Origin of the sequence: Burkholderia sp. MSMB0856, from assembly GCF_001524645.2 — a bacterium.
In the GTDB taxonomy this organism is placed as follows: domain Bacteria; phylum Pseudomonadota; class Gammaproteobacteria; order Burkholderiales; family Burkholderiaceae; genus Burkholderia; species Burkholderia diffusa.
The window spans coordinates 2,527,972-2,551,341 of sequence record NZ_CP013427.1 but is presented as its reverse complement, the minus strand read 5'-3'; the positions used below and the strand labels follow the sequence as shown (position 1 = coordinate 2,551,341).

Sequence of the window (23,370 nt, the reverse complement as noted above, 5' to 3'; positions counted from 1 at the left end):
GGCCCGGTCCGCGCGCCGCGCCGTGTGCGCGCGGCGCGTCGGCTCGCGCCCGGCGGTGTCCGGTCACGTTTCCAGGAATTCATCCATGCCGTTCACCTTCGCCGCGCGGCCGTCGCGCGGCCGGCTCGCGCTCGCCTGCGCGGCCGTTTTTGCCTGGCCTGCCGCGCAGGCGGCCACGATCGATGGCGTATCCGCTGACCCGGCGCCCGGCGGTCCGGGCGACCCGGCCGGCCATGCCGCACCGGTTGCCGCGCCCGCGCCGACCGGCGACACGCTGACCGCCGTCAGCGTCACCGCTCGGCGGCGACCCGTCGATCCCGATACGCCGGCCGTCGTCGAGTCGATCACGCGCGAGCAGATCGACGCGCACACCAACGTCACCACCGAGGACGCGCTGAAGTACGCCCCCAACCTGATGGTTCGCAAGCGCTACATCGGCGACCGCAACAGCGTGTTCGCCGGCCGCGACTTCAACGAGCTGCAGAGCGCGCGCGGGCTCGTCTACGCCGACGGCCTGTTGCTGTCGAACCTGCTCGGGTCGAGCTATGCGTATCCGCCGCGCTGGTCGCTGATCGCGCCCGACGATATCGCGCGCGTCGACGTGCTGTATGGTCCCTTTTCCGCGCTGTATCCCGGCAACGCGATCGGCTCGACCGTGCTGCTGACGACGCGGCGTCCCGACGCACTCGAGGCGTCGCTGTCGACGCAATTCTTCACGCAGCGCTATCACGATGGCTACGGCTTCGCGGACAGCTTCGGCGGCAATCACCAGACCGCGCGGATCGCGAACCGCATCGGCAAGTTCTGGTTTTCGCTGTCGCTCGACCGGCTGGAGAACAACGGCCAGCCGATGCAGTATGCGGGCCCCAATTCAGCCTACAACCCGAAGCTCGGCGCCGCGGTGCCGGTGACGGGGGCGGCTACCGACATCGGACCGAACGGCAAGCCGCGCACGATCGTCGGCGCGCAGACCATCGAGCGGACCGAGCAGCTCAACGGGACGGTGCGGATGGGCTACGCGTTCACGGACCGCGTCGACGCGACACTGACGCTCGGGCACTGGGAAAACCATTACCGGCAGCACGGCGAAACCTTCCTGCGCGATGCGGCCGGCAATCCCGTCTACGGCGGCAACGTGTCGATCGGCGGCCGGAACATGACCGTCGCGCCGAGCGCGTTCGCGCCGCAGCGCGGCGACCAGGAGAACTGGCTGTACGCGCTCGGCCTGAACGGCCGGCTCGATTCGGGCTGGCGGCTGTCGGGCGTGGTGTCGGCGTACGACGTGTCGCGCGACGTGCTGCGCGCGGCGTCGACCGTGCAGGGCGGGGCGGGCACGCTGTTCCAGGGCGACGGCACGGGCTGGCGCACGTTCGACCTGAAGGCCGAGGCGCCGGAAGTGAAGGGCCACGCATTCACGTTCGGCTATCACTACGACAACTATTTCCTGCGCAACGTCACGTTCAATACGGCCGACTGGCTGGCCGGGCCGACTACGTCGGTCGCGAGCGTCTACCGGGGCGACACGCGCACGCAGGCGCTGTTCGCGCAGGACGCGTGGCGTTTCGCGCCCGGCTGGCTCGCGACCCTCGGCCTGCGCTACGAGCGCTGGGATGCATACGGCGGCGCGCTCGGCAACGCCAACGGCATGCTCGGCTACGCGGACCGCGGCGCGAATGCGCTGTCGCCGAAAGTCGCGCTGCAATGGGACGCGACGGACGTCTGGCGCTTCCGGCTGTCGTTCGCGACCGGCACGCGCTTTCCGACGGTCGGCGAACTGTTCCAGGGCACGATCTCGAACAACGCGATCCTCAACAACAACCCGAACCTGCGTCCGGAAAAGGCGATCGACTGGGACTTCACGGCCGAGCGCGACGTGGGCGTCGGCGTCGTGCGCGCGAGCGTGTTCCAGAGCGACCTGCGCGATTCGATCTACAGCCAGACGACGGTGTCGGGCGCATCGACCGTCACCAACATCTCGAACGTCGATCGCGTGCGCGTACGCGGCGTCGAACTCGCTTTCAGCGGTCAGAACGTCGGGCTGCGCGGGCTCGACATCGACGCGAACGTGTCGGCGAGCAATGCGCAGATTCTGGCCGACACCGCGAATCCGGCTTACGTCGGTTCGCGCTTCCCGCGCATCCCGCGCATGCGCGCGAACCTGCTCGCGTCGTACCGCTTCGACGAGCACTGGCTCGCGAGCGTCGGCGTCCGCTACTCGGGCCGCCAGTTCAATACGCTCGACAACGGCGACGTGAATCCGGACGTGTACGGCGGCACGAGCATCTTCACGGTCGTCGACCTGAAGGCGCGCTACCGGTTCGACCGTCACTGGACCGCATCGCTCGGCATCGACAACCTGACAGACCGCCGCTATTACGTATTCCACCCGTATCCGGGCCGCACTTTCTTCGGAGAACTGAAATGGTCGCTGTGAAATCGTTCGCGGCAGGCTGTGCGCTGTGGCTCGCGGCGCTGTCGCCCGCACGCGCGCACGACGCGCCGAACGCCGTCGATCCGCATGCGGCGCACATGAGCATGCAGGCCGCGCCGGCGCAGCAGAAGCAGCCGCTCGCGACCGGCGCCGCATTCGACGCGCGGCACCGGCTGTGGGTCGCATGGGTCGAAGGCGCGCACGTCGTCGTCGCGCGCTCGGACGACGCGGGTCGCACGCTGTCCGCACCCACGACCGTCAACGCGATGCCCGAGCCGATCTACACGAGTGCGGAGAATCGCCCGAAGATCGCGACGAGCCCGGACGGTCGCGCGGTGTACGTGTCGTGGTCGATGCCGCTCGATGCGCCGTACACCGGCATGGTGCGCTTCTCGCGTTCGCTCGACGGCGGCGCGACCTGGAGCGTGCCCGTCACCGTGCATCGCGACCGGCAGGCGATCACGCACCGCTTCGACATGATGGCGGTCGATCCGGCCGGCAACATCGCGATCGCGTGGATCGACAAGCGTGATCTCGTCGCGGCGAAGGTGGCGGGGCAGACGTACGACGGCGCGGCCGTCTACTTCGCCGTGTCGCGCGACGGCGGCGCGTCGTTCGAGCCCGAGCGCAAGGTCACCGATCACACATGCGAATGCTGCCGCATCGCGATGGCGATCGATCCGGCCGGACATATCGAAGCGGTGTGGCGCAACGTGTTCCCGGGGCAGATCCGCGATCATGCGCTCGCGGTGCTGCCCGTGTCGGCGTCGGAGCCCGTCGTGCCGGTGCGCGCGACGTTCTCGAACTGGCACGTCGAGGCGTGCCCCGAGCACGGGCCGGCGCTCGCGATCACGCCGGACGGCACGCGCCACATTGCGTGGTTCGGCGTCGTCGAGGGTCGCGCCGACGTGTTCTATTCGCGCATCGGCGCCGATGACCGGGCGCTCGGCACGCCCTGGGCGTTCGGCGCGAATCCGGCGGTACCGGCCGAGCAGGCATCGCATGCGGCGCTCGTCGCGCGCGGCGATGTCGTGTGGCTCGCATGGAAGGCGTTCGACGGCGACACGATGCAGATCAAGCTGCGCCGCTCGGACGATCGCGGCGAGCACTGGTCGGCGCCGCGCGTGATCGCGTCGACGTCGGGTGCGAGCGACAACCCGCAACTGCTCGACGATGCAGGACGCATCTACCTGTCGTGGCGTACGCGCCACGACGGCTATCGACTCATTCCCGTGGAGGGAGAGCAATGAAACGGCTGATGGTGTCGATCGGCGCCGTGCTTGCGAGCTTGCCCGCATGGGCCGGTGAACTGCAGCCGCTGCGCGCGGCCGAGGTCGCGAAGTTGTACGCGACGGCGACAGAACGGCCGCTCGCGGTCGAGATCTGGTCGCTCGATTGTGGCTACTGCCGCGAGAACGCCGTGCATCTGGTCGCGTGGCAGCGCCGGCATCCGGACGTGCGGCTCGCGATGGTCTCGATGGACGCGTACGACGACAACGGTGCGGCAATCGCACAGGCGCTCGCGCAAATGAACCTGCCGCCGCAGGTCGCGCAATATGCGAACGCGGAGCCGATGCCCGAGCGTCTGCGAGCGGCACTCGATGCGAGGTGGCGGGGAGAAATGCCGCGTACCGTGTGGATCGGACGCGATGGCGCACGCGAGGCGCGCAGCGGATTGCTGACGACCGACGTGCTCGACGGCTGGTTGCAAGGCGGCAAGCGCCGGTGAAAGCGGAAGGTGGCGCGCGGGCGATGCCGCGCGCCGCTTCGATGCAAATACGAATCGAAAGCGCGCCCGAAGGCACGCAAGAAGATCGTCAGGCCGCGCGCCTGAACAGCCGGATCACGAACAGCAGGATCACGGCGCCGATGACCGCGACGATCACCGAACCGATGAAGCCGCTGCCGAGGCTGATGCCGAGCACCCCGGCCAGCCAGCCGCCGATCACCGCGCCGACGATGCCGACGATGATATCGACGATCAGGCCGAACCCGCCGCCCTTGACGAGCAGGCCCGCCAGCCAGCCGGCGATCGCGCCGATGATGAGCCACATAATCAAGCCATGAGTCATGGTGATCCTCTCCTTGTGTTGAGTCGAAATGACCGGACGTCGGCTGTTTCGCCGCAAGCTGCATGAAGGCGGCATGCGACCCGCCGCGCCGCCCACGCAATGTAACGCGATAGACGGGTCGGAATCGTTAAGTAATGTTATGCACCCTTAACGGGTTTTTCCAGGGGATTCGTCTGGCTACGCAATGAATCTGTAAGGAAAGGGGCGCCATGTGTCATCGTCCGTGCGTCGGCGTCGATGCGTCGGTGTCGGGCAGGCCGTCACCGGCGTCGGCAATCAGGCGGGTGACGGTCGCCGCGTCGCCGATCGCCTCGATCGCGAGCAGTGCGAAGCGCGCGAGAAAGAGCGATGCATCGGTTTCGCCGATGCGAGTCATCGTGCGGCACAGGTCGGTGTAAAGGATGTCGCGTTCGGTGTCGGTCATCATGCGTTCTCCTGAGGATCGGATGACGTGTGCGGGTGCAGCACGCGTTCGAGTGCGGCGCTCAGGTCGGTGACGCGCGCATCGTGCCAGCGGCCGAGCACATGTCCGTCCGGACGCACGAGATAGACGGTGCCGTCGCGCGCGCCGTACAGGTCGAACAGCCGGCCGTCGGCATCGTAGCCGCCGCATCGCGGATGTTGCGGTGCCGCGTGCCGCGCGAGCGTGACCAGCGCGAACGGTATGCCGGCGTCGTGCAGGCGTCGTTCGAGATCGGCGAACGACGGATCGGACGCACCGTCGCGTGTGAAGCGGAAAGCGGTGAAGCACGCGCCGACGAGATCGGTCAGGTGACCGCGCCGCGCGCCGTTGTCGTTGCCGATGTCGCTCGACGCCTGCAGCATCAGCGGACATTCGGCGAGTACCATGCCGGGCGGCGGCCCAGCGGAGAACGCATCGCGTTCGTCCGCATTGAGCGGCGACGCTGTGTAAGCGATGGCCGATGTCTGACGCGGATTGATCAGCGAACGCAACGCCGGATGCCGGGCCGCGAGCGTCAGCACGGCCTTGCGCATCAGGTCGAATGCGAAAGACGGCGGCGCCATGAACTCGGTGCTCTTGGTGCCGTAGCGCAGGTTCTCGTGCGTCGCGAACACGCGCTCGTCCGAATAGCTGTCGAGCAGCGCGTCCGACGCGAGGCCGCGAATCACGTACGCCAGTTTCCACGCGACATTGTCGGCGTCGTCGATGCCCGAGTTCGCGCCGCGCACGCCGAAGATCGGCACGAGGTGCGCGGCGTCGCCACAGAACAGCACGCGGCCGTGCCGGTAGCGTTCGAGCGTCAGCGCGTTCGCCTTGTAGATCGTGATCCAGATCGGCGACCAGTCGCCGCGCTCGCCCATCATGTCGAGCAGGCTCTGCACGCGCGGGATCACGTTCTCGGGTTTGACGGCCGCTTCGGGATCCTCATCGTCGCGCAGCTGGTAGTCGATCCGCCACACGTTGTCGGGCTGCTTGTGGACGAGCACCGTCGAGCCCGGATTCGACGCCGGGTCGAAGTAGGCGAGCCGCTCGGTCGGCCGATCGCTGTCGAGTGCGATGTCGACGATCACGTAGCGGCCTTCGTAGCTGGTGCCGTGCAGCGACAGGCCGAGCGCATCGCGCATCGTGCTGCGCCCGCCGTCGCTCGCGACGACCCAGTCGGCATCGAGCGCGTAGCCGCCGAGCGGCGTATCGACGTCGAGACGCACGCCGTCCGGGCGCTGCGCGACGCCGGTGACCTTCGTCTGCCAGCGGACTTCGATGAGTTCGGGGCGGCGCAGTGCGGCGTCGAGCAGGAACTGCTCGATGTGATACTGCGCGAGGTTCACCATCGGCGGCAGCTTCTGGTTTTCGTCCTGCGGCATCGTGAAATGCAGCACTTCGTCGTGACGATAGAAGCTGCGTCCGCCGCTCCACGGCAGTCCGACGCGAAGGAAACCATCGAGTGCGCCGAGCCGTTCGATGATCTCGAGGCTGCGTCGCGAGATGCAGATCGCGCGGCTGCCGTGACAGACTGAATCATCGGCTTCGAGCAGCACGCTGCGGATGCCGTGATTGGCGAGGCCGAGCGCGACGGCGAGGCCGACCGGCCCGCCGCCGACGATCGCGACGCGGTGCCGCTGCATGTCGACACTGTCGCTGCAGGTCGGCAGATGCGCGGGATGGCGCGCGGCGACGAACGGATATGGCTTGAATTTGATGCCCATCGTTGGCTTCCAGGTTGCACTGTTGGACTGCGCACGCTCGACGACGCGATGCGTGCGGCAGGCTGGATGCAGTATGGAAGCCGTACCGAACACCGCTGTCCCCATTCCGGGGACAGCGTACGGCCGGCGGCGGGCCGGGATTTACCCCCGACGCGTTCAGGATCGGCGAGCGCGGTTCAGGGTTGCAGGCACAGCGCAAAAAGCTGGCGCTGGCTCGAGATGCCGAGGCGCCGGTACGCGCGTTTCTGGTAGGTGACGACGCTGGAGGCCTTCACGCCGATCGTTTCACCGATCTCCTGCGCGGTCTGGCCTTCGAGCACGCCGCGCAGCACGTCGAGTTCGCGCTTGGACAGTGCCGGGCATGCGCCGCGCAGCCGCGCGAGCATCAGTTGCGGGATGCCGATCTGCGCCGCGCCGGCGAGCGCGTAGTGATGCTGTGCGGCCTGCGCGATCAGCGGTGCGAGCGTTTCGATGGCCGCGATCTCGCGCGGCTGGAACGCGCCGCTGCGATGCGCGCGATACAGGTTGATCGACAGCCAGGTCGAGTCGTTCGGCTGCATCAGCAACGCGAGGCGATCGGACACGTCGGGGCCGCGGTAGCAGGCTGCCCGATATGCGTCGTGGCAGATCTCGTCGCCGGCCTGCTGATGCAGCAGCACGTCGCGGCGGTGCGTTGCGCGACCCGCGGCGGAGACGATCTTCTGGTTGCCGTCGAGCGGATAGAAATGTCGCACGTAGGTGTCGGCGACGTCACGCAGGTAGCGGCCGCCGCGATGATCGGCGACCGACACTGTGCGTGGCCGGCTGCCGAACTCATACGCGAAGATCGTGCACTGCGTGACGGACAGCGCATCGTCGAACAGCTTCAGGATTTCCGCGGCGAACGCATTCGGCTCGCTGCCGCCGATCGCGGTGACGAGACCGGTCGCGCGGGACACGTCCAGTTGTCCGCCGAGGTTGGGTCGTTCGAGGCGCCAGATGCGCATGATGCGGGGGAAGGGCCGGGTGGTCCGGCGATTGTAATCGGCGGCGCGCGGCGCGGGAGTCGGGGGATGCCCGCAAGCGGAAATGACGGGGAGGGTGGCGCAGGACTTCGTCGTGTATAGGAAATCGTCGCCGGAAAAGAGAAAAGGCCTGATAAGCGATGCTTATCAGGCCTTTATATCTTGGTGCCGGAGATAGGAGTCGAACCTACGACCTTCGCATTACGAATGCGCTGCTCTACCAACTGAGCTACACCGGCAGCAGAGAAATGAAATTATATGGTGAAATCCGAGATCTTGGCAATAGGTTTTGCGAAATTTTTTTCAGCTTGCTGCGGCTGCTTCGCGAAACCATCGATCCGGCGGACTTCCCGCTTTCACTTCACTGCGATGCAGCCTGTCAGGGCCACATCGCGAAGGCGCGATTGTACTGGCGTCTCGCACCTCCGTCTAGTGCTGCAGTGCAAATTTATTTGCCTTCGCCTTCGTTGTGATAGCTGGTCACGCGCTCGACTTCGTTCTTCGAACCGAGGAACACCGGCACGCGCTGGTGCAGGCCGGTCGGCTGCACTTCCATGATGCGCTGCGTGCCCGTCGTCGCGGCGCCGCCGGCCTGTTCGACGATGAACGACATCGGGTTCGCTTCGTACATCAGGCGCAGCTTGCCCGGACGATCGGGCGTGCGCTTGTCGGCCGGGTACATGAAGATGCCGCCGCGGTTCAGGATCCGGTGCACGTCGGCCACCATCGACGCGATCCAGCGCATGTTGAAGTTGTCGCCGCGCGGGCCTTCCTTGCCGGCGTTCAGTTCGCTGACGTAGCGCTGGACCGGTTCATACCAGTGACGTGCGTTCGATGCGTTGATCGCGTATTCGCGCGTATCGGCCGGGATCTGCATGTTGCTTTGCGTGAGCACCCACGAGCCGACTTCGCGGTCGAGCGTGAAGCAGTTCACGCCGTTGCCGGTCGTCAGTACGAACACGGATTGCGGGCCATACACCGCGTAGCCGGCCGCGACCTGCTCCGTGCCCGGCTGCAGGAACGATTCCTCGGTCGCCTGCTTGCCGTCCGGGCAGCGCAGCACCGAGAAGATCGTGCCGATCGACACGTTCACGTCGATGTTCGACGAGCCGTCGAGCGGGTCGAACACGAGCAGGTATTCGCCGCGCGGGTAGTTCGCAGGGATCGGGAAGAACGTTTCCATTTCTTCCGACGCCATCGCGGCGAGGTTGCCGCCCCATTCGTTCGCGTCGAGCAGGATTTCGTTCGACAGGATGTCGAGCTTCTTCTGCACTTCGCCCTGGACGTTCTCGCTGCCTGCGGTGCCGAGTGCATCGCCGAGCGCGCCCTTCGACACGTTGTAGCTGATCGCCTTGCACGCGCGGGCGACGACTTCGATCAGCAGGCGGAGGTCGGCGGGGAGGTTGTTGGTCTCACGCTGCTGCTCGATCAGGAACTTGGACAGCGTGGTGCGGCGGGCAATGGACATGACAGACTCCGAAAGGCCAAAGAATCCTTGAATTGCCGCAATTTTACCCGGCGCGCCTCCCGAGCCGCCGCCTTTTTTCGTCCGGTTACATGGTCGGTTGGCCGTCCCGGCCGGGTGCCGGCGTGCGTGGCGCGGCGGCTCGGCGCGAAAGCGGCGGTAAAACCGGGCGGCTGAACACATGGTCCGGCTCCGACCCCGCCAACCTTCAGACGACAAAAAAGCCGGCGCCGCAACGGGGCGGCGCCGGCTTCGTCGCACGGGCACGCGACGCGAATCGCGTGCGTGACGTTATGCGAGTGCCTTCTCGACGATCTCGCGCACGTCGCGCGATTTCGCGCCGGCGGCGACCTGCTCGAGCGCATCGCGCATCCGGTCGCGCAGCGCCGGCGTGAAGCGGCGCCACAGTTCGAGCGAGCGGGCGAGGCGCGCGGCGACCTGCGGGTTGATCGCGTCGAGCGCGAGCACCTGTTCGGCCCAGAACGCGTAGCCCGAGCCGTCCGCCGCGTGGAATTGCGCCGGGTTCGCCGCGCAGAAACTGAAGATCAGCGAGCGCGCGCGGTTCGGGTTCTTCAGATTGAACGCGGGGTGGGCCATCAGCTTGCGGACCTTCGCGAGCGTCGGCTGCGTGGACGTGCCGCGCTGCGCGGCCTGCATCGCGAACCACTTGTCGATCACGAGCGCTTCCTTCTCGAAGCGACGGTAGAAGTCGTCGAGCGCGTGTGCGGCCGCGTCGTTCGCGCCCGATGCCGCGGCGGACAGCAGCGCGCCGAGCGCGGCGGCACGATCGGTCATGTTGTTCGCCGCGTCGTACTGCGCGGTCGCAATGCGCACGGCGTCGGCCGGATCCTCGAGTTCGGCGAGATACGCGAGCGCGAGGTTCTTCAGCGCACGGCGGCCGGATGCGTCGGGCGTCGGCTCGTACGCGCCCGGCGTCTGGTGCTGCTCGTACGCGGCGAGCCACTCGGCGCGCAGCGCGGTCGCGAGCTGGCGGCGCACGAACTGGCGCGCGCGATGCACGGCGGCCGGATCGGCTTCCGCCATCTGGTCGGCCAGATACGTTTCCGACGGCAGCGTCAACGCGAGTTCGCGGAACGCGGGCGACAGGTCTGCATCGGTCAGCACGCGGCGGAACGCGGCGACGAAGTTCTCGCCGAGCGTGAGCGGCTCGTTCGCGGCGGCGCGCGCGGCGAGCGTCAGCAGCGCGCGCGTCGCGAGGCGCTGGCCGGCTTCCCAGCGGTTGAACGGGTCGCTGTCGTGGGCGAGCAGGAAGGCGAGGTCGTCGTCGCTGTAGTCATACTCGACGATCACCGGTGCCGAGAAATTGCGCAGCAGAGACGGCAGCGGCTGCTCCGGCACGTCGACGAACGTGAAGGTCTGTTCGGTGTCGGTGAAGTCGAGCACGCGCGTCGTGCCCGACGCGGCCGCTTCGCCGTCGAGACGCAACGGCAGGTCGCGGCCGTCGCGGCCGATCAGGCCGATCGCGAACGGAATCAGCAGCGGCCCCTGCTGCGTCTCGCGCGCGGCCGGCGACGCATTGCCGTAGCCTTGCGCGAGCGTGACCGTGTAGCGGCGCGCGGCTGCGTCGTACGCGGTGCGCACCGACACGCGCGGCGTGCCGGCCTGGCTGTACCAGCGTTCGAATTGCGCGAGATCGCGTCCGTTTGCATCGGCCATCGCATGACGGAAGTCGTCGCACGTCACGGCGTGACCGTCGTGGCGCTTGAAGTACAGGTCCATTCCCTTGCGGAAGCCGTCGCGGCCGAACAGCGTCTGGTACATCCGCACGACTTCCGAGCCTTTCTCGTAGACGGTCATTGTGTAGAAGTTGTTGATCTCGACGTAGCTTTCCGGACGCACCGGATGCGCCATCGGGCCCGCATCCTCGGCGAACTGCAGCTGGCGCAGCACGCGCACGTCCTCGATGCGCTTGACCGCGCGGGCCGCGGAATCGATGTCGTCGCCTGCCGCCATGTCGGCCGAGAATTCCTGGTCGCGGAACACCGTCAGGCCTTCCTTCAGGCTCAGCTGGAACCAGTCGCGGCAGGTCACGCGGTTGCCGGTCCAGTTGTGGAAGTACTCGTGGCCGACCACCGATTCGATGTTCGCGAAGTCGGTGTCGGTCGCGGTCTCGGGGTTCGCCAGCACGTACTTCGTGTTGAAGATGTTGAGCCCCTTGTTCTCCATCGCGCCCATGTTGAAGTCGCCCACGGCGACGATCATGAAGCGGTCGAGATCGAGCTCGAGGCCGAAGCGCTTCTCGTCCCAGCGGATCGAGTGAATCAGCGAATCCATCGCGTGACGGGTCTTGTCGAGGTCGGCCGGTTCGACCCAGACCTGCAGCAGCTTTTCCTTGCCGGAGCCGGACGTGATCTTCTCCTCGATCGCGACGAGCTTGCCCGCGACCAGCGCGAACAGATAGCTCGGCTTGCGGAACGGGTCTTCCCATTTCGCGAAGTGGCGGCCGTCGGGCAGTTCGCCCGAGTCGACGAGGTTGCCGTTCGACAGCAGCACCGGATACGCGGTCTTGTCGGCGCGCAGCGTGACGGTATACGACGCCATCACGTCGGGGCGGTCGAGGAAATAAGTGATGCGGCGAAAGCCTTCGGCCTCGCACTGCGTGAAGAAGTTGCCGCTCGACACGTACAGGCCGGACAGCGTCGTGTTCTGGTCCGGCGCGCACGCGCTGTCGAGCGTGAGCTCGAACGTGTCGGGCACGTTTTCGACGGTCAGCCCGTGTTCGTGCACGCGCACCGCGCCGTACGGCGCGCCGTCGAGGTGTGCACCGAGGAATTCGAGCGCTTCGCCCAGCAGCTCCAGATGCGGCGTCGGCGCCGCGTCCGGATTGCGGCGCACGCGCATCGTATTCCTGACGATCGTGCGGGCCGGCGCGAGATCGAATTCGAGCGCGACGGAATCGATGAGGAAGGCCGGCGGCGTATAGTCGGCGCGGCGGATCACAGTGGAGGATGCGTTGTCGGACATGGTCGTCGAGATCGGTGGAATGGGGATCGGGCCCGCGGCGCGGGCCGGGCGAACCGGGCCATTGTACAAAGGCTGGCGGCTGCGTGCCGGGCGAACTTTTTACCGGTTTTGGCTGTCCGCGTATTATCGGCATCCCGTGCGGTTCGCGCGGTGCGACGAACGGATGACGGAGCGACGAGGATCGACATGAAACATGAATGGATTCAACGGAGTGCGGGCTGGGCGGCGGTGCTGTGCGTGGCGCTGCTGACGGGCTGCACGAGCTATGTGACGACGCAGGTCACGGCCTTCTCCGACTGGAGCGGCAGCGACGCGACACGCACGTACGCCTTCACGCGCACGGATGCGCAGAAGCACAGCATCGAGCAATCGACTTACGAGCCGATCGTCGCGAACGAGCTGTCCGCGTATGCATTCAGGCAGGTGCCGGCTGCGCAGGCCCGCTATCTGATCGGGCTGGCCTACGGGGTCGGCAGCGATCTGGTGACGGTGCCGCAGCCGGTTTACTACGACCCGTGGTTCATGGGGCCGGGGCCGTACTGGCGGGGCGGGCCGTGGGGCCCGTGGGGGCCCTGGGGGCCGATGCCGGCCGGCTACGTCGCGCAGACCTATCAGGTCTTCGACTACACGCTCGGCATCCGGATCACCGAGCGCGCGACCGGCAAGGAAGTCTACAACGTGACCGCGCGCACCACCGGCGATAACGGTGCGCTGCTGTATGCGATGCCGTTCCTCGCGCGCAGCGCGCTCGCCGATTTCCCGTTGGCGAACGGCGCGATCCGCACGGTGCGGTTGCCGGTCGACAAGCGCGGCGGCCCGGCCGCGCCGGCCGCCAACGAGCGTGCGGTGCCGGCCGTGCCGGCATCGGGGGCGGCGGTCGCGAAGTAATGCGGTATCGACACCGGCGCGGCCGCCCGGCCGCGCCACGTGCCTGCGCGCGTCACGCCCCGACGCCCAGCAGCGCCAGCGCGCCGAGCACGACGAACAGCACGGCCGCGATGCCGTGCACCAGCTTCGTCGGCAAGCGGTGCGCGAAACGGTCGCCCAGCAGGATGGCGGGCACGTTCGCCAGCATCATCCCGAAAGTCGTGCCGGCCACCACGCCGATGTAATCCTGGAAGCGCGCGGCGAGCGCGACGGTCGCGATCTGCGTCTTGTCGCCCATTTCCGCGAGGAAGAACGCGACGAGCGTCGCGCCGAACACGCCGAGCCGCGAGCGGTTGGCATTGGCTTCGTCCGCATCGAGCTTGTCCGGCACAAGGATCCACAGCCCCATCGCGATGAACGAGAACGCGAGCGCCCAGCGCATGATCGACGGCGTGACGAGCGCGCCGAGCCATTCGCCGAGTGCGCCCGCGAAGCCGTGGTTCACGAGCGTCGCGACGAGCACGCCAAGAATGATCGGCACGGGCTTGCGATAGCGCGCGGCCAGCACGAGGGACAGCAGTTGGGTCTTGTCGCCGATTTCAGCGAGGGCGACGGCGCCGGTGGAGATCAGGAAGGCTTGGGACACGTATGGGGTTCCACGGGCCAGTGTTGTGCGTGCGAGCGACGATCCGCCGCGCGCCGGGCCCTGATGCGGCGCGCAGTGAACCATCGGTCTCGCCAGGCCTTCGTGGCTGCGTCCGCCATGGCCGAAAGGCCAAGTCTGTTGACGGACGCCTCCGTCACGATGCGCGCCGTTGGCGCGGGGCATCGAGCGGAGCGGCTACTCCCCAATGAGCGGCGAATTCTAGCACGCCGTGTGGCGTGCGCGATGCGAATCCGGTTGCGCCGGCATGCGTCGCGACGCATGCCGGCGCAGGCATGGGCGAGCGCGCGCGTTACGCGGCGGCGGTGCGGCGTGCGGCGCCGCGCTCGTGCACGAGCTGGCCGGCCGCATACGTGCGGTACACGGCGCGGTCGTCGCCGAGCAGTGCGAACGCGAACAGCAGTTCCTCGAGCGACTCCGCGCGTTTCGTGCGGCGCGCGAGCAGCGGCGTGGCCTGCGGGTCGAGCACGACGAAGTCGGCTTCGGTGCGCGGCGCGAGCGTGCCGACGGTGTCGGCGAGGTCGAGCGCCTGGGCGGCGCCGGCCGTCGCGAGCCAGAACATCCGCGTCGCGGTCAGGTGGTGGCCCGACAGCCGCGCGACCTTGTGCGCCTCGTTCATCGTCTGCAGCATCGAGAACGACGTGCCGCCGCCGACGTCGGTGGCGAGCGTGACGGGCACGTCGAATTCGCCGGCCTTGTCGAAGTCGAACAACCCGCTGCCGAGGAAGAAGTTCGACGTCGGGCAGTGTGCGACGACGGTGCGCGTCTCGGCCATCCGGCGACGGTCCTCGTCGTCGAGGTGGATGCAGTGGCCGTACACCGCGCGCGGGCGCAGCAGTCCGTAACGATCGTAGATGTCGAGATAGCTGCGGTGGCCGGGGAACAGCTCGGCCACCCATTTCACTTCATCGACGTTTTCCGCGACGTGACTCTGCACGAACACGTCCGGATGGCGACGCGCGAGTTCGCCGCATGCCTCGAGCTGCGCCTCGGTGGACGTCGGCGCGAAGCGGGGCGTCAGCGCGTACATCTGGCGGCCCTTGCCGTGCCAGCGGCCGATCAGCTCGGCGCTGTCGTCATAGCCCGATTGCGCGGTGTCGCGCAGGAATTCGGGGCAGTTCCGGTCCATCAGCACCTTGCCCGCGATCATCCGCAGGTCGCGCGCGTCGCTTGCCGCGAACAGCGCGTCGGCCGACTGCTTGTGCACGGTGCAGTAGACGAGCGCGCTCGTCGTGCCGCAGGCGAGCAGTTCGTCGACGAAGAAGTCGGCGACCTCGCGCGCATGTTCCGGATCGCCGAACTGGCGCTCGGTCGGGAACGTGTACTTGTCGAGCCACGGCAGCAGGCCGGGCGCCGGCGACGCGATCATGTCCGTCTGCGGATAGTGGATGTGCGTGTCGATGAAGCCGGGCACGATCAGCTTGTCGCGCAGGTCATGGACGACCGCGTCGCGCGCGAGCGTCGCGGCGAGCCGCGCATGCGGGCCGGCCGCGACGACCTTGCCGTCGTCGACGATCAGGAGGCCGTCGGTCTCGTGGTTCGCGGCCTGGCTCGACTGCGCCGGGTCGCCGTTGAAGGTCAGCAGTTGGGAACGGAAAGCGGTTTGCGTCATGACGAATGGTCCTGCATCAAGGTAAGGCGAACAGAAGAAAGCGGTCGGCGCCGCGCGGGCGACGGCATGGCGGGTGCTGCCCGGGCATGCGCGACGCGGCGAAGCGCGAAGGCCGGGGCGCCGCGGATGGCGAGCGCGCACGCGAGCGTGGCGGCATGTGCGGCGGCATGTGCGACCGGCACGGCGGCGAGCTGCATGACGAGCCGCCACGACAGGCTTCGGCGCGCGACGTCGCACAACGCCGTCGCCACGCGGGCGACGGGCGCGACGTCGGCGCGCGCGCGCGGGGCACGCACGCGGCCGGCATGGCGCAGGGTCGAGCCGGTCGCCACGAAGCGGATGTCGTCGACGTGTTTCATCTGTCTAGCGAACCTCGATGCCGGCCGTCACGCGGCTTGCCAGTACGAATCGAGACGCGCGATCAGCGCATCGCGCTGCGCGGCGTCGACGAACGACGCCTCGAAGCCGTTGCGGATCACCGCGTGCACTTCGGCGTCCGTCAGTTGCAGCCCGTCGACCGTCGCGAAGTAGTTGTCGTTCACGTAGCCGCCGAAATAGGCCGGATCGTCGGAGTTGATCGTCACCGCGACACCCCGATCGAGCAGCGCCTTCAGCGTGTGTTTCGTCATGTCGTCGAACACGCACAGCTTCAGGTTCGACAGCGGGCACACGGTCAGCGCCGTGCGCGTGCGCGCGAGGCGTTCGACGAGCGCCGCGTCCTCGATGCTGCGCACGCCGTGGTCGATCCGGTCGACCTTCAGCACGTCGAGCGCTTCGTGGATGTAGGCGGGCGGACCTTCCTCGCCCGCATGCGCGACGAGCTTCAGCCCGAGCGCACGCGCCTTCTCGAACACGCGCGCGAACTTCGTCGGCGGATGGCCGAGCTCGGACGAATCGAGACCGACGCCGATCAGCCGGTGGCGATAGCGTTCGAACAGCGGCAACGCGGATTCGAACGTCGCGAGCGCATCTTCTTCGGACAGGTGGCGCAGGAAACACAGGATCAGCTTGCTCGACAGCCCGCGCTGCTCGGCATCGGCGAGCGCGCGGTCGATGCCGGCAACGACCGTCTCGATCGGCACGCCGCGTTCGGTGTGCGTCTGCGGGTCGAAGAACAGCTCGGTGTGGACGACGTTGTCGGTGAGTGCGCGTTCGCAGTACGCGGCCGTCATGTCGTAGAAATCCTGCTCGGTCAGCAGCACGCTCGCGCCGGCGTAATAGATGTCGAGGAACGACTGCAGGTCGGTGAACGCATACGCGGCGCGCAGCGCGTCGATCGACTCGTACGCGAGCTTCACGCCGTTGCGCTGCGCGAGCGCGAAAATCAGTTCGGGCTCGAGCGAGCCTTCGATATGGATGTGCAGCTCCGCTTTCGGAGCGCGGGCGATCTTGTCCTTGAATGTCGGGGTCATGGCGTTGTTCTTGGTCGGTCAGAATTGTGGGGAAACCTGCACGGGCGCGTTCGCCTCGACGGCCTGCAGCAACTGCGCGGCCACCGAGATCGCGATCACTTCGGGTGCCTTGTCGACGATGCCTTCGACGCCGATCGGGCAGCGCATCCGCGCGACCTGGGCCGGGTCGATGCCGATCGCCGCCAGCCGATGATCGAACTGCACGCGCTTGGTGAGCGAGCCGGTCATCCCGAAATACGCATAGTCGCCGCGCCGCAGGATGCGTTCGGCCAGCACGAAATCGAGTGCGTGGTCGTGCGTCATCACGACGAAGTACGCATGCGGCGGCGCCGTGTCGACGGCATCGGCCGGGCTGGCCACCGCATCGATCGCGAGATTGCCGATCCCGGCGAGTGCGTCGGCCGGCGGGAACACCGCGTCGGGCCCGTCGATCCAGTGCACGTGGCACGGCAGCGTCGCCAGTACCTTCACGAGCGCGGTGCCGATGTGTCCCGCGCCGAACAGCACGACGGGGAACGCAAACGGCGCGATCGTTTCGGTCATCAGCGACACGCCGCCGGTTTCCCACAGCAGGCAATCGGCGTGCGCCGCGGGCGATTCGGGTTCGCTGAGCAGCGGCGCGCCCGGCGAGGGGCCGAATGATACGCTACGCACGGTCGCGGCGCCCGCCGCGACGCGCTTGGCGAGCGACATGATCCAGCCGAGGTCGCCGACGTCGAGCCGCTCGAACGCGAGCACGACCGCGCCGCCGCAGCACTGGCCGAGGCTCGGGCCGAGCGCGAGCCGTTCGAGCCGGCGTGCGTGGGGCACGTGCGCGCCGTCCTTCAGCAGATGCCGCGCGATCTCGATCGCCTTCCATTCCAGATGACCGCCGCCGATCGTATGGCGGGCCGTGTCGCGCGTGACGAGCATCTTGGTGCCGGCCTCGCGCGGCGCGGAGCCGTCGGTGTGCGCGACCGTCACGAGCACGGCCGCTTCGCCGTGCGCGAGCAGTTGCTGCAAATCGCCGAGCCAGGCTTCCATCAGCACGCTCCGGTCGGGACGACGCGGCACGACGCGCGGCGCGGGCTGGCGGGCGCGGCGGCAACGAGGACGGATGGGAGCGACGCGGGCCGGCGGCCCGACTTGTTCGGCGCGGCGGCCGTGGGCCGAAGGCGCGCGCGAACGACGCCGCGGGACGCGCGGACGCCATGAGGGTGACGGATGCGGATGGTTTGCGTTGTCATGATGAATCCAGTCGACATTGCGGATCGGGCGCGCGTTACGCAGGAGGTGAGACCGCTGGCCTCGCGCACGTAGATCGCCATCCAGTCGCGAAGATAGCACCGCAAGGCGGCGGAAACATTGCCGGGCGGTGATCCGGGCTATCAGGCGGCGATCATGTCGATCATAGGCCCGCCGCGCGGAATCGGGGCACAGATGCACGGGCATCGGCCCGAAACGCATGTGCGGCGGGGCGTGCGCGCGGATGTCGCGCGACGTGCGTTCGCCCGGAAATCCGGGGTGCGGCGGGGGTAGGTGTTTACGCGCGGCGGGCACGGTGCGGGCGCGTCGGGGCTGCGCCGGCGCAGCCGGGTGAGCGGCGCGACGCGCCCGCGCGGCCTCGACCGGTCGGCCGGACCGCGTGGCGCGTCCGGTCAGCCTGCCAGCTTGCGGCGATGGCGCCAGAGGCTCGAGGCGACGGCGATCAGGATCGCGGCGAAGCCGATCAGCGCCCAGCCCGGCAGCAGGATGCCGAAGATCGGCGGGTAGACCGTCTCGCACAGGCCGGCGACCTTGAACATGCCGGGGAACCACTGGGCGGGCGGCAGGCTGTCGACGATCGGCTGCAACGTGTCGAAGCCGCAGCTGAAGCCCGGATTCATCTGGATCGACAGGTGCCGCGCGGCGGTGCCGACGCCGCCGGCCGCGGCGATCGCGATCAGCAGCTCGAGCACCCAGATGCCGCGCCAGTTGCGCATCCCGGCCGCCAGGAACGCGAAGATCCCGATCGCCGCGAAGAAGTAGCGCTGGATGATGCACAGCGGGCACGGATCTTCGTTCTTCACGTACTGCAGATAGAGCGCGCCGGCCAGCAGGGCGATGCACACCCATCCGAGCAGCATCAGCAGGCGGCGTTCACGGCGGAGTGCGAGCGTGGAGTCGTTCATGTCGGCGGGATTCCTGTCGTTGGTCGGTCCGATAAACAATCGCGCGATTTTAGCGCGAACGATCTGGCACGAAACTGACAGCGCACGTGCGGCACCCCGCCGCAGCCACTGCGTCCGGGGCATCTGCCGCCGTCATTGCGCCCGTGCGGTCACCGGATCGTGTTCAGCACGGCTTCGACCGCCTGGCCGATCGCGAGCAGCGCGTCGTCGCGATGCGGCGCGGCCGCGAGCATCAGGCCGACCGGCGCTGCGTCGCGCGGATGGCACGGCAGCGACAGCGCGCAGGCGTCGAGGAAGTTGAACGCGCTCGGGTTGCGAAGGATCAGCGCGTTGGTGCGCGTGAAGGCGGCGTCGTCCGCTTCGAGTTCGGCGATGCGCGGCGGCACGACCGGCACCGTCGGCGCGACGAGCGCGTCGAAGCGCGACCAGACCGTGTGTGCCGCTTCGTCCAGCATCGCCTGGCGGGCGGCGACCAGGTCGAGATAGTCGGCCGCGCTCGCCGGCTCGCCCTTCAGGATGCGCGACAGCACGCGCGGATCGTATTGGTCGCGGTGCTGCGCGAGCAGCGGGCGATGCCACGCGTAGGCCTCGATCGGCGAGAAGCCGAAGCGGTTGATGTCCGGCAACCGGTCGAGCGCGGAAAAGCGCACTTCCGTGACGATCGCGCCGGCGGCTTCGAGGTGTTTCAGCGATGCGTCGAGCGCGTCGGCGACATCGGCGTCGACACCGTCCGTCACATAGTTGGTCAGCACGCCGAGCCGCACGCCTTCGAGCGGTCGCGCGGCCGGCACGTGCGGCTCGAGGCCCGCGAGCATGCGGTCGACGAGTGCGCAACAGGCGACCGTCAGGCCGATCGGGCCGAACGAGTCGAGCGTGGTCGACAGCGGCACGCCGCCTTGCGTCGGGATCCGGCTCGCGGTCGGCTTGAAGCCCGTGAGCCCGCACAGCGCGGCCGGAATGCGGATCGAGCCGCCGGTGTCGGTGCCGAGCGCGACGGCCGCCATCCCGTCGGCGACGGACGCGGCTGCGCCGGACGACGAACCGCCGGCAATTCGCGCGTCGCCCGGCACGTCGCGGCGGTACGGCGAGCGCGGCGTGCCGAAGTGCGGATTCAGGCCGAGCCCCGAGAACGCGAACTCGCTCATGTTGGTGCGGCCGACCAGCACCGCGCCCGCGCGCTTGAGCCGCGCGACGGCGACCGCGTCGGACTTGGCGGGCGGCGCGCCGTCGAGCACGCGCGAGCCGGCGCGCGTCACCTGGCCCGCGACGTCGAACAGATCCTTCACCGACACGGGGATGCCCGCGAGCGGCGACAGCACGGTGCCCGCCGCACGCAGGCGGTCGTGGGCATCGGCGGCCGCGCGCGCGTTGTCGGCGTCGACTTCGGTGAAGACGGCGGCACCCTGGCCGGACGGATCGGCGATCCGGTTGAGCGCGACGTCGACGAGCGCGCGGCTCGTGGTCCGGCCGGCGGCGAGGTCGGCGGCGAGCTGGGCGAGCGGAGGGAAGGGCGTGAAGGTGGTCATGGGCGGCTCAGGGACGAAGATGTTGGACAAGCGTGGCGCGAAACGAATCGATATGGCGTTCGACGGCCGTGCGTGCGCCGGCGGCATCGCGCGCGGACAGCCGTTCGAACAATTCGAGGTGTTCGCGCTGGACCTCGGACAGGTGGCGCGGCTCGGACAGCGTGACGAACCAGAAGCGCAGCGAGCGTTCGTGCAGCGCGCGCAGGATTTCCGCGAGCACGGTGTTGCGTGCCGCCGCGGCGATCGTCTGATGAAACGCGCGGTCGAGCTCCATCATGCCTTCGACGTCGTGCGTGTCGACGCAGGCCTGCCCGTCGTCAAGCAGCGCGGCCATGCGCGAGAAATCGTCGGGCGTCGCATGGCGGGCGGCGAGTTCGACGCAATGCGCTTCGTTGATGCGGCGCACGTCGATCACCGCGACGATGTCGTCGAGCGACAGCGGCTGCACCATCAGCCCCTTGCGCGGCATCACGGACAGCAGCCCTTCGAGCACCAGCCGGTGGACGGCCTGATGGACGGGCGTGCGGCCGATGCCGGTGCGTGCGACGAGGTCGGCTTCGTTGAGCGCGGCGCCGGGCTTCAGGCGCATCGTGATGATGTCGCGCTGGATCAGCGCGTATGCGCGATCGGCGAGGCTGACCGCCGATGCGGCGGGTCGGTCGTTGAGGGCGTCGGTCAGGTCGTTCATGCGGGCGGCGGCGCGGTGGCCGGGCAGGGCGCGATCATGGCGCGGTCGATCGGGTAGCGTGGGCGACTCGTGAATATTATTGTGATATATCACTGATGTCCAGTTGGCCCGGGCGACTGTCGATGTTGTCGAACGGGGCCGGTGATGCGCGTCGCGGCGGATGCGACGAGTTGCAACAATATCGACAGGATGTTGCTCGTTTACCGCGCCATCGTGCACTGAAGCATAATGAATCCTCGTCAATCCACCACGCGCGAGCGACGTACCAGACCATCGTCATGAGCGAAAACACGCCTTCCCCGGCCGGTCTGCCCGGCACATCTTCCGCTTCTACCGATTCCCCCCGTTCCAGTCCGGCGCATACGCCGGAGGCGCCCGCCACGCGGGCTGCCGCCGCGCAGATCGTCGCGGCGGACGGCGCGTCGCCGGTCACGGCGGCGTCCGAGCCCGGCGCCGCGGGCACGACAGGCGCTGCCTCAGAAGGCCGTGCAGTGCCGCCGAAACACGGTGCCGCGCCGCCCGGTTTCGGCGCGCAGCCCGATTTCGACACGCCGCGTCCGCCGCCCGCGAGCGCGCCGAACGCGCCGCCGGCGTACCTGAAGCAAAGCGACACGCCGTGGTCGGTGTTCGGCCGGATCGTCGCGGCGCGCGCACGCCGGATCTTCGATCGCGCCGGCCAGCGGATCACGCAGCGCACGCTGCGCATCGGCGTGTCGGCGCGGATCTTTCATCCGGAGCCGGGCGCGAAGGGGCTGCGCGGCAAGACGCTGCAGTATCTCGAAGAATCGATCGCGCACTGGGTGATGTCGCGCGACGTGCTCGTGTTCATGATCCCGACCGTCGGTCACCAGGGCATGCTGCATCCGAGCAACATCCGCCTGCGCGACTACGCGAAGCATCTCGACGGCCTGCTGCTGCAAGGCGGCGCCGACGTGTCGCCGCAGACCTACGCGGCGTCGGATGCGCGCCCCGAGTGGCCGGGCGACCGCGTGCGCGACATGTACGAGCTCGAGCTGTTTCACGAGTTCGTCGAGTCCGGCAAGCCGGTGCTCGGCGTGTGCCGTGGCGCCCAGCTGATCAATGTCGCGTTCGGCGGGTCGCTGTACCAGGACATCGCGACGGACGTGCCGACCGCGAATGCGCACGTGAGCGAGCATTACGACCAGCATCGCCACGCCATCCGCTTCCCCGACTCGTCGACGCTCGCGAGCATGTTCCCCGGGCGCAGCGAAGCGATCGTGAACTCGATCCACCATCAGGCGATCCGCGATCTCGGCCGCGATCTGAACATCGAGGCCGTGTCGGCCGGCGACGGGATCATCGAAGGCATTCGCTACCGGCGTGCGCCGTTCGTCGTCGGCGTGCAATGGCACCCGGAGTTTCATCGTGCCGGCGGCTCCGAGTTGCTCGACTGCACGCCGCTGCTCGATGCGTTCCTGCGCGCCGCTCGCGAGACCCGCCTGTAACCCGTTCTTGTATTGCCGCGCAGGAAAGCCGGCCGCATCCCGATAAATTCGAGATGCGGCCGTTTCGTTTTGAACGATAATCGCGACTCCCGATTCGTTCGACGGAGTCTGACGTTGGCCTTCCGAGATTTTTCCCCTGCACGATGCGCGACGTGGATCGTTGCGCTGGCCGCCTGCGCGCACGCGGGCGCGGCGTGGTCCGACGCGACCGCGCCGGTCGCGGGCACGCGCCCCGCGGTGACGAGCCTGAGCGGCGATGCGGCGACCGCGGCGCCGGCGTCCGCCACGGAGGCCGCGGCGCAAGGCAACGTCGCTGAACTCACGCAGATGCTGCATGACGGCCGAATCGTCGAGATGCGCACCACCTACAACGGCAGCTATGGCGCAAGCCTGATGTTCGATCCGCGCGAGATGACGTATTACGTCGCGCTGTTTCAGGACAAGCATCTGTGGCGCGTGATCAGGTCGCAGGAGAAGAACCGCGCGGAGATGGTGTACGCGAACTTCGTCCAGCAGACGGCGCAGCTCGCAGATGTCGAAATTCGTCGCACCGAACTCCAGGCGCAGAAGACGTTCCTCGAACGCGTGATCGCGCTGCAGGCGAATCGCGCGCAGCAACTGCAGGCGGATCTGAATATCGCGCGCGGCCAGCAGGCCGAGGTCGCGCAGCGGCAGAAGGCGGAGCAGGAGCAGACGCAGGCACTGCAGATCGAGAAGCGGGCCGCGCAGGTGCAGTTGCGTGATCTGCAGGAGCAGGTACGGCAACTCGAGCGGCAGTCCGAAACGGGATTGCCCGCGCACAAGTGACGATTCGGTCCGATGGACCAACGGACGGACAAAAAACCCGGCGAAGCCTGCT

General features: G+C 68.2%; 20 protein-coding genes, 1 tRNA gene and 1 riboswitch. Of the genes, 6 read left to right on the top strand and 15 right to left on the bottom strand.

All coding sequences use genetic code 11. The features are described 5' to 3' along the window. Positions 1-85 precede the first annotated feature (85 nt). The 3 genes from WS87_RS13100 to WS87_RS13090 are packed head-to-tail and all read left to right on the top strand — an operon-like array spanning position 86 to position 4,160. On the top strand, positions 86-2,434 hold the full coding sequence (locus WS87_RS13100) for a TonB-dependent receptor (protein ID WP_059816295.1): 2,349 nt from the start codon (positions 86-88) through the stop codon (positions 2,432-2,434). Then, positions 2,422-3,681, top strand: a complete 1,260-nt coding sequence (locus tag WS87_RS13095) for a sialidase family protein (RefSeq protein WP_059816292.1) — start codon at positions 2,422-2,424, stop codon at positions 3,679-3,681. Before WS87_RS13100 ends, WS87_RS13095 begins: the two co-directional genes overlap by 13 nt. Further along, positions 3,678-4,160, top strand: a complete 483-nt coding sequence (locus WS87_RS13090) for a hypothetical protein (RefSeq protein ID WP_059816289.1) — start codon at positions 3,678-3,680, stop codon at positions 4,158-4,160. The genes WS87_RS13095 and WS87_RS13090 overlap by 4 nt, the downstream gene beginning before the upstream one ends. 88 nt (positions 4,161-4,248) lie before the next feature. Here WS87_RS13090 and WS87_RS13085 read toward each other — a convergent pair whose 3' ends face one another. The 7 genes from WS87_RS13085 to pepN all read right to left on the bottom strand — a co-directional run bounded on the left by WS87_RS13085 (position 4,249) and on the right by pepN (position 12,126). Next, positions 4,249-4,503 carry a GlsB/YeaQ/YmgE family stress response membrane protein gene (locus WS87_RS13085; protein ID WP_059530096.1) on the bottom strand — a complete coding sequence of 85 codons (255 nt, stop codon included), beginning with the start codon at positions 4,501-4,503 and terminating at the stop codon, positions 4,249-4,251. A 214-nt stretch (positions 4,504-4,717) separates the two neighbouring features. Beyond that, positions 4,718-4,930 (bottom strand): hypothetical protein, encoded by a 213-nt coding sequence (locus WS87_RS13080; protein ID WP_059530094.1) that lies wholly within the window; start codon positions 4,928-4,930, stop codon positions 4,718-4,720. Continuing rightward, positions 4,927-6,672, bottom strand: a complete 1,746-nt coding sequence (locus WS87_RS13075; RefSeq protein ID WP_059816286.1) for an FAD-dependent oxidoreductase — start codon at positions 6,670-6,672, stop codon at positions 4,927-4,929. Before WS87_RS13075 ends, WS87_RS13080 begins: the two co-directional genes overlap by 4 nt. 176 nt (positions 6,673-6,848) lie before the next feature. Further along, positions 6,849-7,658, bottom strand: a complete 810-nt coding sequence (locus WS87_RS13070) for a helix-turn-helix transcriptional regulator (RefSeq protein ID WP_059816283.1) — start codon at positions 7,656-7,658, stop codon at positions 6,849-6,851. 181 nt (positions 7,659-7,839) lie between these two features. Next, positions 7,840-7,915, bottom strand: a tRNA-Thr gene (locus WS87_RS13065). A 209-nt stretch (positions 7,916-8,124) separates the two neighbouring features. Next, entirely contained in the window at positions 8,125-9,144 is a 1,020-nt protein-coding gene (locus tag WS87_RS13060) for a class 1 fructose-bisphosphatase (RefSeq protein ID WP_059530086.1), read from the bottom strand. A gap of 288 nt (positions 9,145-9,432) precedes the next feature. Then, positions 9,433-12,126, bottom strand: coding sequence for an aminopeptidase N (gene pepN, locus WS87_RS13055; protein ID WP_059816280.1), 2,694 nt, complete (start codon positions 12,124-12,126; stop codon positions 9,433-9,435). 186 nt (positions 12,127-12,312) lie between these two features. Between pepN and WS87_RS13045 the strand changes: the two genes are divergently transcribed. Then, a complete protein-coding gene (locus WS87_RS13045) occupies positions 12,313-13,014 on the top strand; it encodes a DUF4136 domain-containing protein (RefSeq protein WP_059816276.1) in 702 nt (233 codons plus the stop codon). Positions 13,015-13,066: 52 nt separating this feature from the next. On the opposite strand, the gene WS87_RS13040 is transcribed toward WS87_RS13045, so the two are convergent. From WS87_RS13040 to WS87_RS12995, 8 genes are all read right to left on the bottom strand, one after another. Beyond that, a complete protein-coding gene (locus WS87_RS13040) occupies positions 13,067-13,639 on the bottom strand; it encodes a TMEM165/GDT1 family protein (protein WP_059448199.1) in 573 nt (190 codons plus the stop codon). Between the two features lie 91 nt (positions 13,640-13,730). Then, positions 13,731-13,855: riboswitch (yybP-ykoY riboswitch) on the bottom strand. Between the two features lie 94 nt (positions 13,856-13,949). Further along, positions 13,950-15,269, bottom strand: a complete 1,320-nt coding sequence (gene guaD / locus WS87_RS13030; RefSeq protein ID WP_059699462.1) for a guanine deaminase — start codon at positions 15,267-15,269, stop codon at positions 13,950-13,952. Continuing rightward, positions 15,266-15,628, bottom strand: coding sequence for a hypothetical protein (locus WS87_RS13025; RefSeq protein ID WP_059816273.1), 363 nt, complete (start codon positions 15,626-15,628; stop codon positions 15,266-15,268). The genes guaD and WS87_RS13025 overlap by 4 nt, the downstream gene beginning before the upstream one ends. Positions 15,629-15,655: 27 nt before the next feature. Beyond that, positions 15,656-16,681: an adenosine deaminase gene (locus tag WS87_RS13020; protein WP_059816268.1), complete on the bottom strand. Its 1,026-nt coding sequence runs from the start codon at positions 16,679-16,681 to the stop codon at positions 15,656-15,658. An 18-nt stretch (positions 16,682-16,699) separates the two neighbouring features. Then, a complete protein-coding gene (xdhC, locus tag WS87_RS13015; RefSeq protein WP_059816265.1) occupies positions 16,700-17,704 on the bottom strand; it encodes a xanthine dehydrogenase accessory protein XdhC in 1,005 nt (334 codons plus the stop codon). A 614-nt stretch (positions 17,705-18,318) separates the two neighbouring features. Beyond that, on the bottom strand, positions 18,319-18,831 hold the full coding sequence (locus WS87_RS13005; RefSeq protein ID WP_059467072.1) for a disulfide bond formation protein B: 513 nt from the start codon (positions 18,829-18,831) through the stop codon (positions 18,319-18,321). A 149-nt stretch (positions 18,832-18,980) separates the two neighbouring features. Continuing rightward, a complete protein-coding gene (locus WS87_RS13000; RefSeq protein ID WP_059816262.1) occupies positions 18,981-20,357 on the bottom strand; it encodes an amidase in 1,377 nt (458 codons plus the stop codon). A 7-nt stretch (positions 20,358-20,364) separates the two neighbouring features. Then, positions 20,365-21,045, bottom strand: a complete 681-nt coding sequence (locus WS87_RS12995) for a GntR family transcriptional regulator (protein WP_059816259.1) — start codon at positions 21,043-21,045, stop codon at positions 20,365-20,367. Positions 21,046-21,323: 278 nt separating this feature from the next. Here WS87_RS12995 and WS87_RS12990 point away from each other — a divergent pair, with 278 nt between their 5' ends. Both WS87_RS12990 and WS87_RS12985 read left to right on the top strand, forming a co-directional pair. Then, positions 21,324-22,511: a gamma-glutamyl-gamma-aminobutyrate hydrolase family protein gene (locus WS87_RS12990; RefSeq protein WP_059816255.1), complete on the top strand. Its 1,188-nt coding sequence runs from the start codon at positions 21,324-21,326 to the stop codon at positions 22,509-22,511. 114 nt (positions 22,512-22,625) lie between these two features. After that, positions 22,626-23,318, top strand: a complete 693-nt coding sequence (locus WS87_RS12985; protein WP_059816252.1) for a DUF2968 domain-containing protein — start codon at positions 22,626-22,628, stop codon at positions 23,316-23,318. Positions 23,319-23,370: the final 52 nt, after the last annotated feature.

Bases quoted from the DNA above. Each gene is read 5' to 3' on its own strand.
- WS87_RS12995 (WP_059816259.1), bottom strand. From the start codon at position 21,045: ATGAACGACCTGACCGACGCCCTCAACGACCGACCCGCCGCATCGGCG.
- WS87_RS13090 (WP_059816289.1), top strand. From the start codon at position 3,678: ATGAAACGGCTGATGGTGTCGATCGGCGCCGTGCTTGCGAGCTTGCCC.
- WS87_RS13080 (WP_059530094.1), bottom strand. From the start codon at position 4,930: ATGATGACCGACACCGAACGCGACATCCTTTACACCGACCTGTGCCGC.
- WS87_RS13100 (WP_059816295.1), top strand. From the start codon at position 86: ATGCCGTTCACCTTCGCCGCGCGGCCGTCGCGCGGCCGGCTCGCGCTC.
- WS87_RS13070 (WP_059816283.1), bottom strand. From the start codon at position 7,658: ATGCGCATCTGGCGCCTCGAACGACCCAACCTCGGCGGACAACTGGAC.
- WS87_RS13045 (WP_059816276.1), top strand. From the start codon at position 12,313: ATGAAACATGAATGGATTCAACGGAGTGCGGGCTGGGCGGCGGTGCTG.
- WS87_RS13005 (WP_059467072.1), bottom strand. From the start codon at position 18,831: ATGAACGACTCCACGCTCGCACTCCGCCGTGAACGCCGCCTGCTGATG.
- WS87_RS13085 (WP_059530096.1), bottom strand. From the start codon at position 4,503: ATGACTCATGGCTTGATTATGTGGCTCATCATCGGCGCGATCGCCGGC.
- WS87_RS12990 (WP_059816255.1), top strand. From the start codon at position 21,324: ATGAGCGAAAACACGCCTTCCCCGGCCGGTCTGCCCGGCACATCTTCC.
- pepN (WP_059816280.1), bottom strand. From the start codon at position 12,126: ATGTCCGACAACGCATCCTCCACTGTGATCCGCCGCGCCGACTATACG.
- WS87_RS13000 (WP_059816262.1), bottom strand. From the start codon at position 20,357: ATGACCACCTTCACGCCCTTCCCTCCGCTCGCCCAGCTCGCCGCCGAC.
- guaD (WP_059699462.1), bottom strand. From the start codon at position 15,269: ATGACGCAAACCGCTTTCCGTTCCCAACTGCTGACCTTCAACGGCGAC.
- WS87_RS13075 (WP_059816286.1), bottom strand. From the start codon at position 6,672: ATGGGCATCAAATTCAAGCCATATCCGTTCGTCGCCGCGCGCCATCCC.
- WS87_RS13095 (WP_059816292.1), top strand. From the start codon at position 2,422: ATGGTCGCTGTGAAATCGTTCGCGGCAGGCTGTGCGCTGTGGCTCGCG.
- xdhC (WP_059816265.1), bottom strand. From the start codon at position 17,704: ATGGAAGCCTGGCTCGGCGATTTGCAGCAACTGCTCGCGCACGGCGAA.
- WS87_RS13060 (WP_059530086.1), bottom strand. From the start codon at position 9,144: ATGTCCATTGCCCGCCGCACCACGCTGTCCAAGTTCCTGATCGAGCAG.
- WS87_RS13020 (WP_059816268.1), bottom strand. From the start codon at position 16,681: ATGACCCCGACATTCAAGGACAAGATCGCCCGCGCTCCGAAAGCGGAG.
- WS87_RS13025 (WP_059816273.1), bottom strand. From the start codon at position 15,628: ATGAAACACGTCGACGACATCCGCTTCGTGGCGACCGGCTCGACCCTG.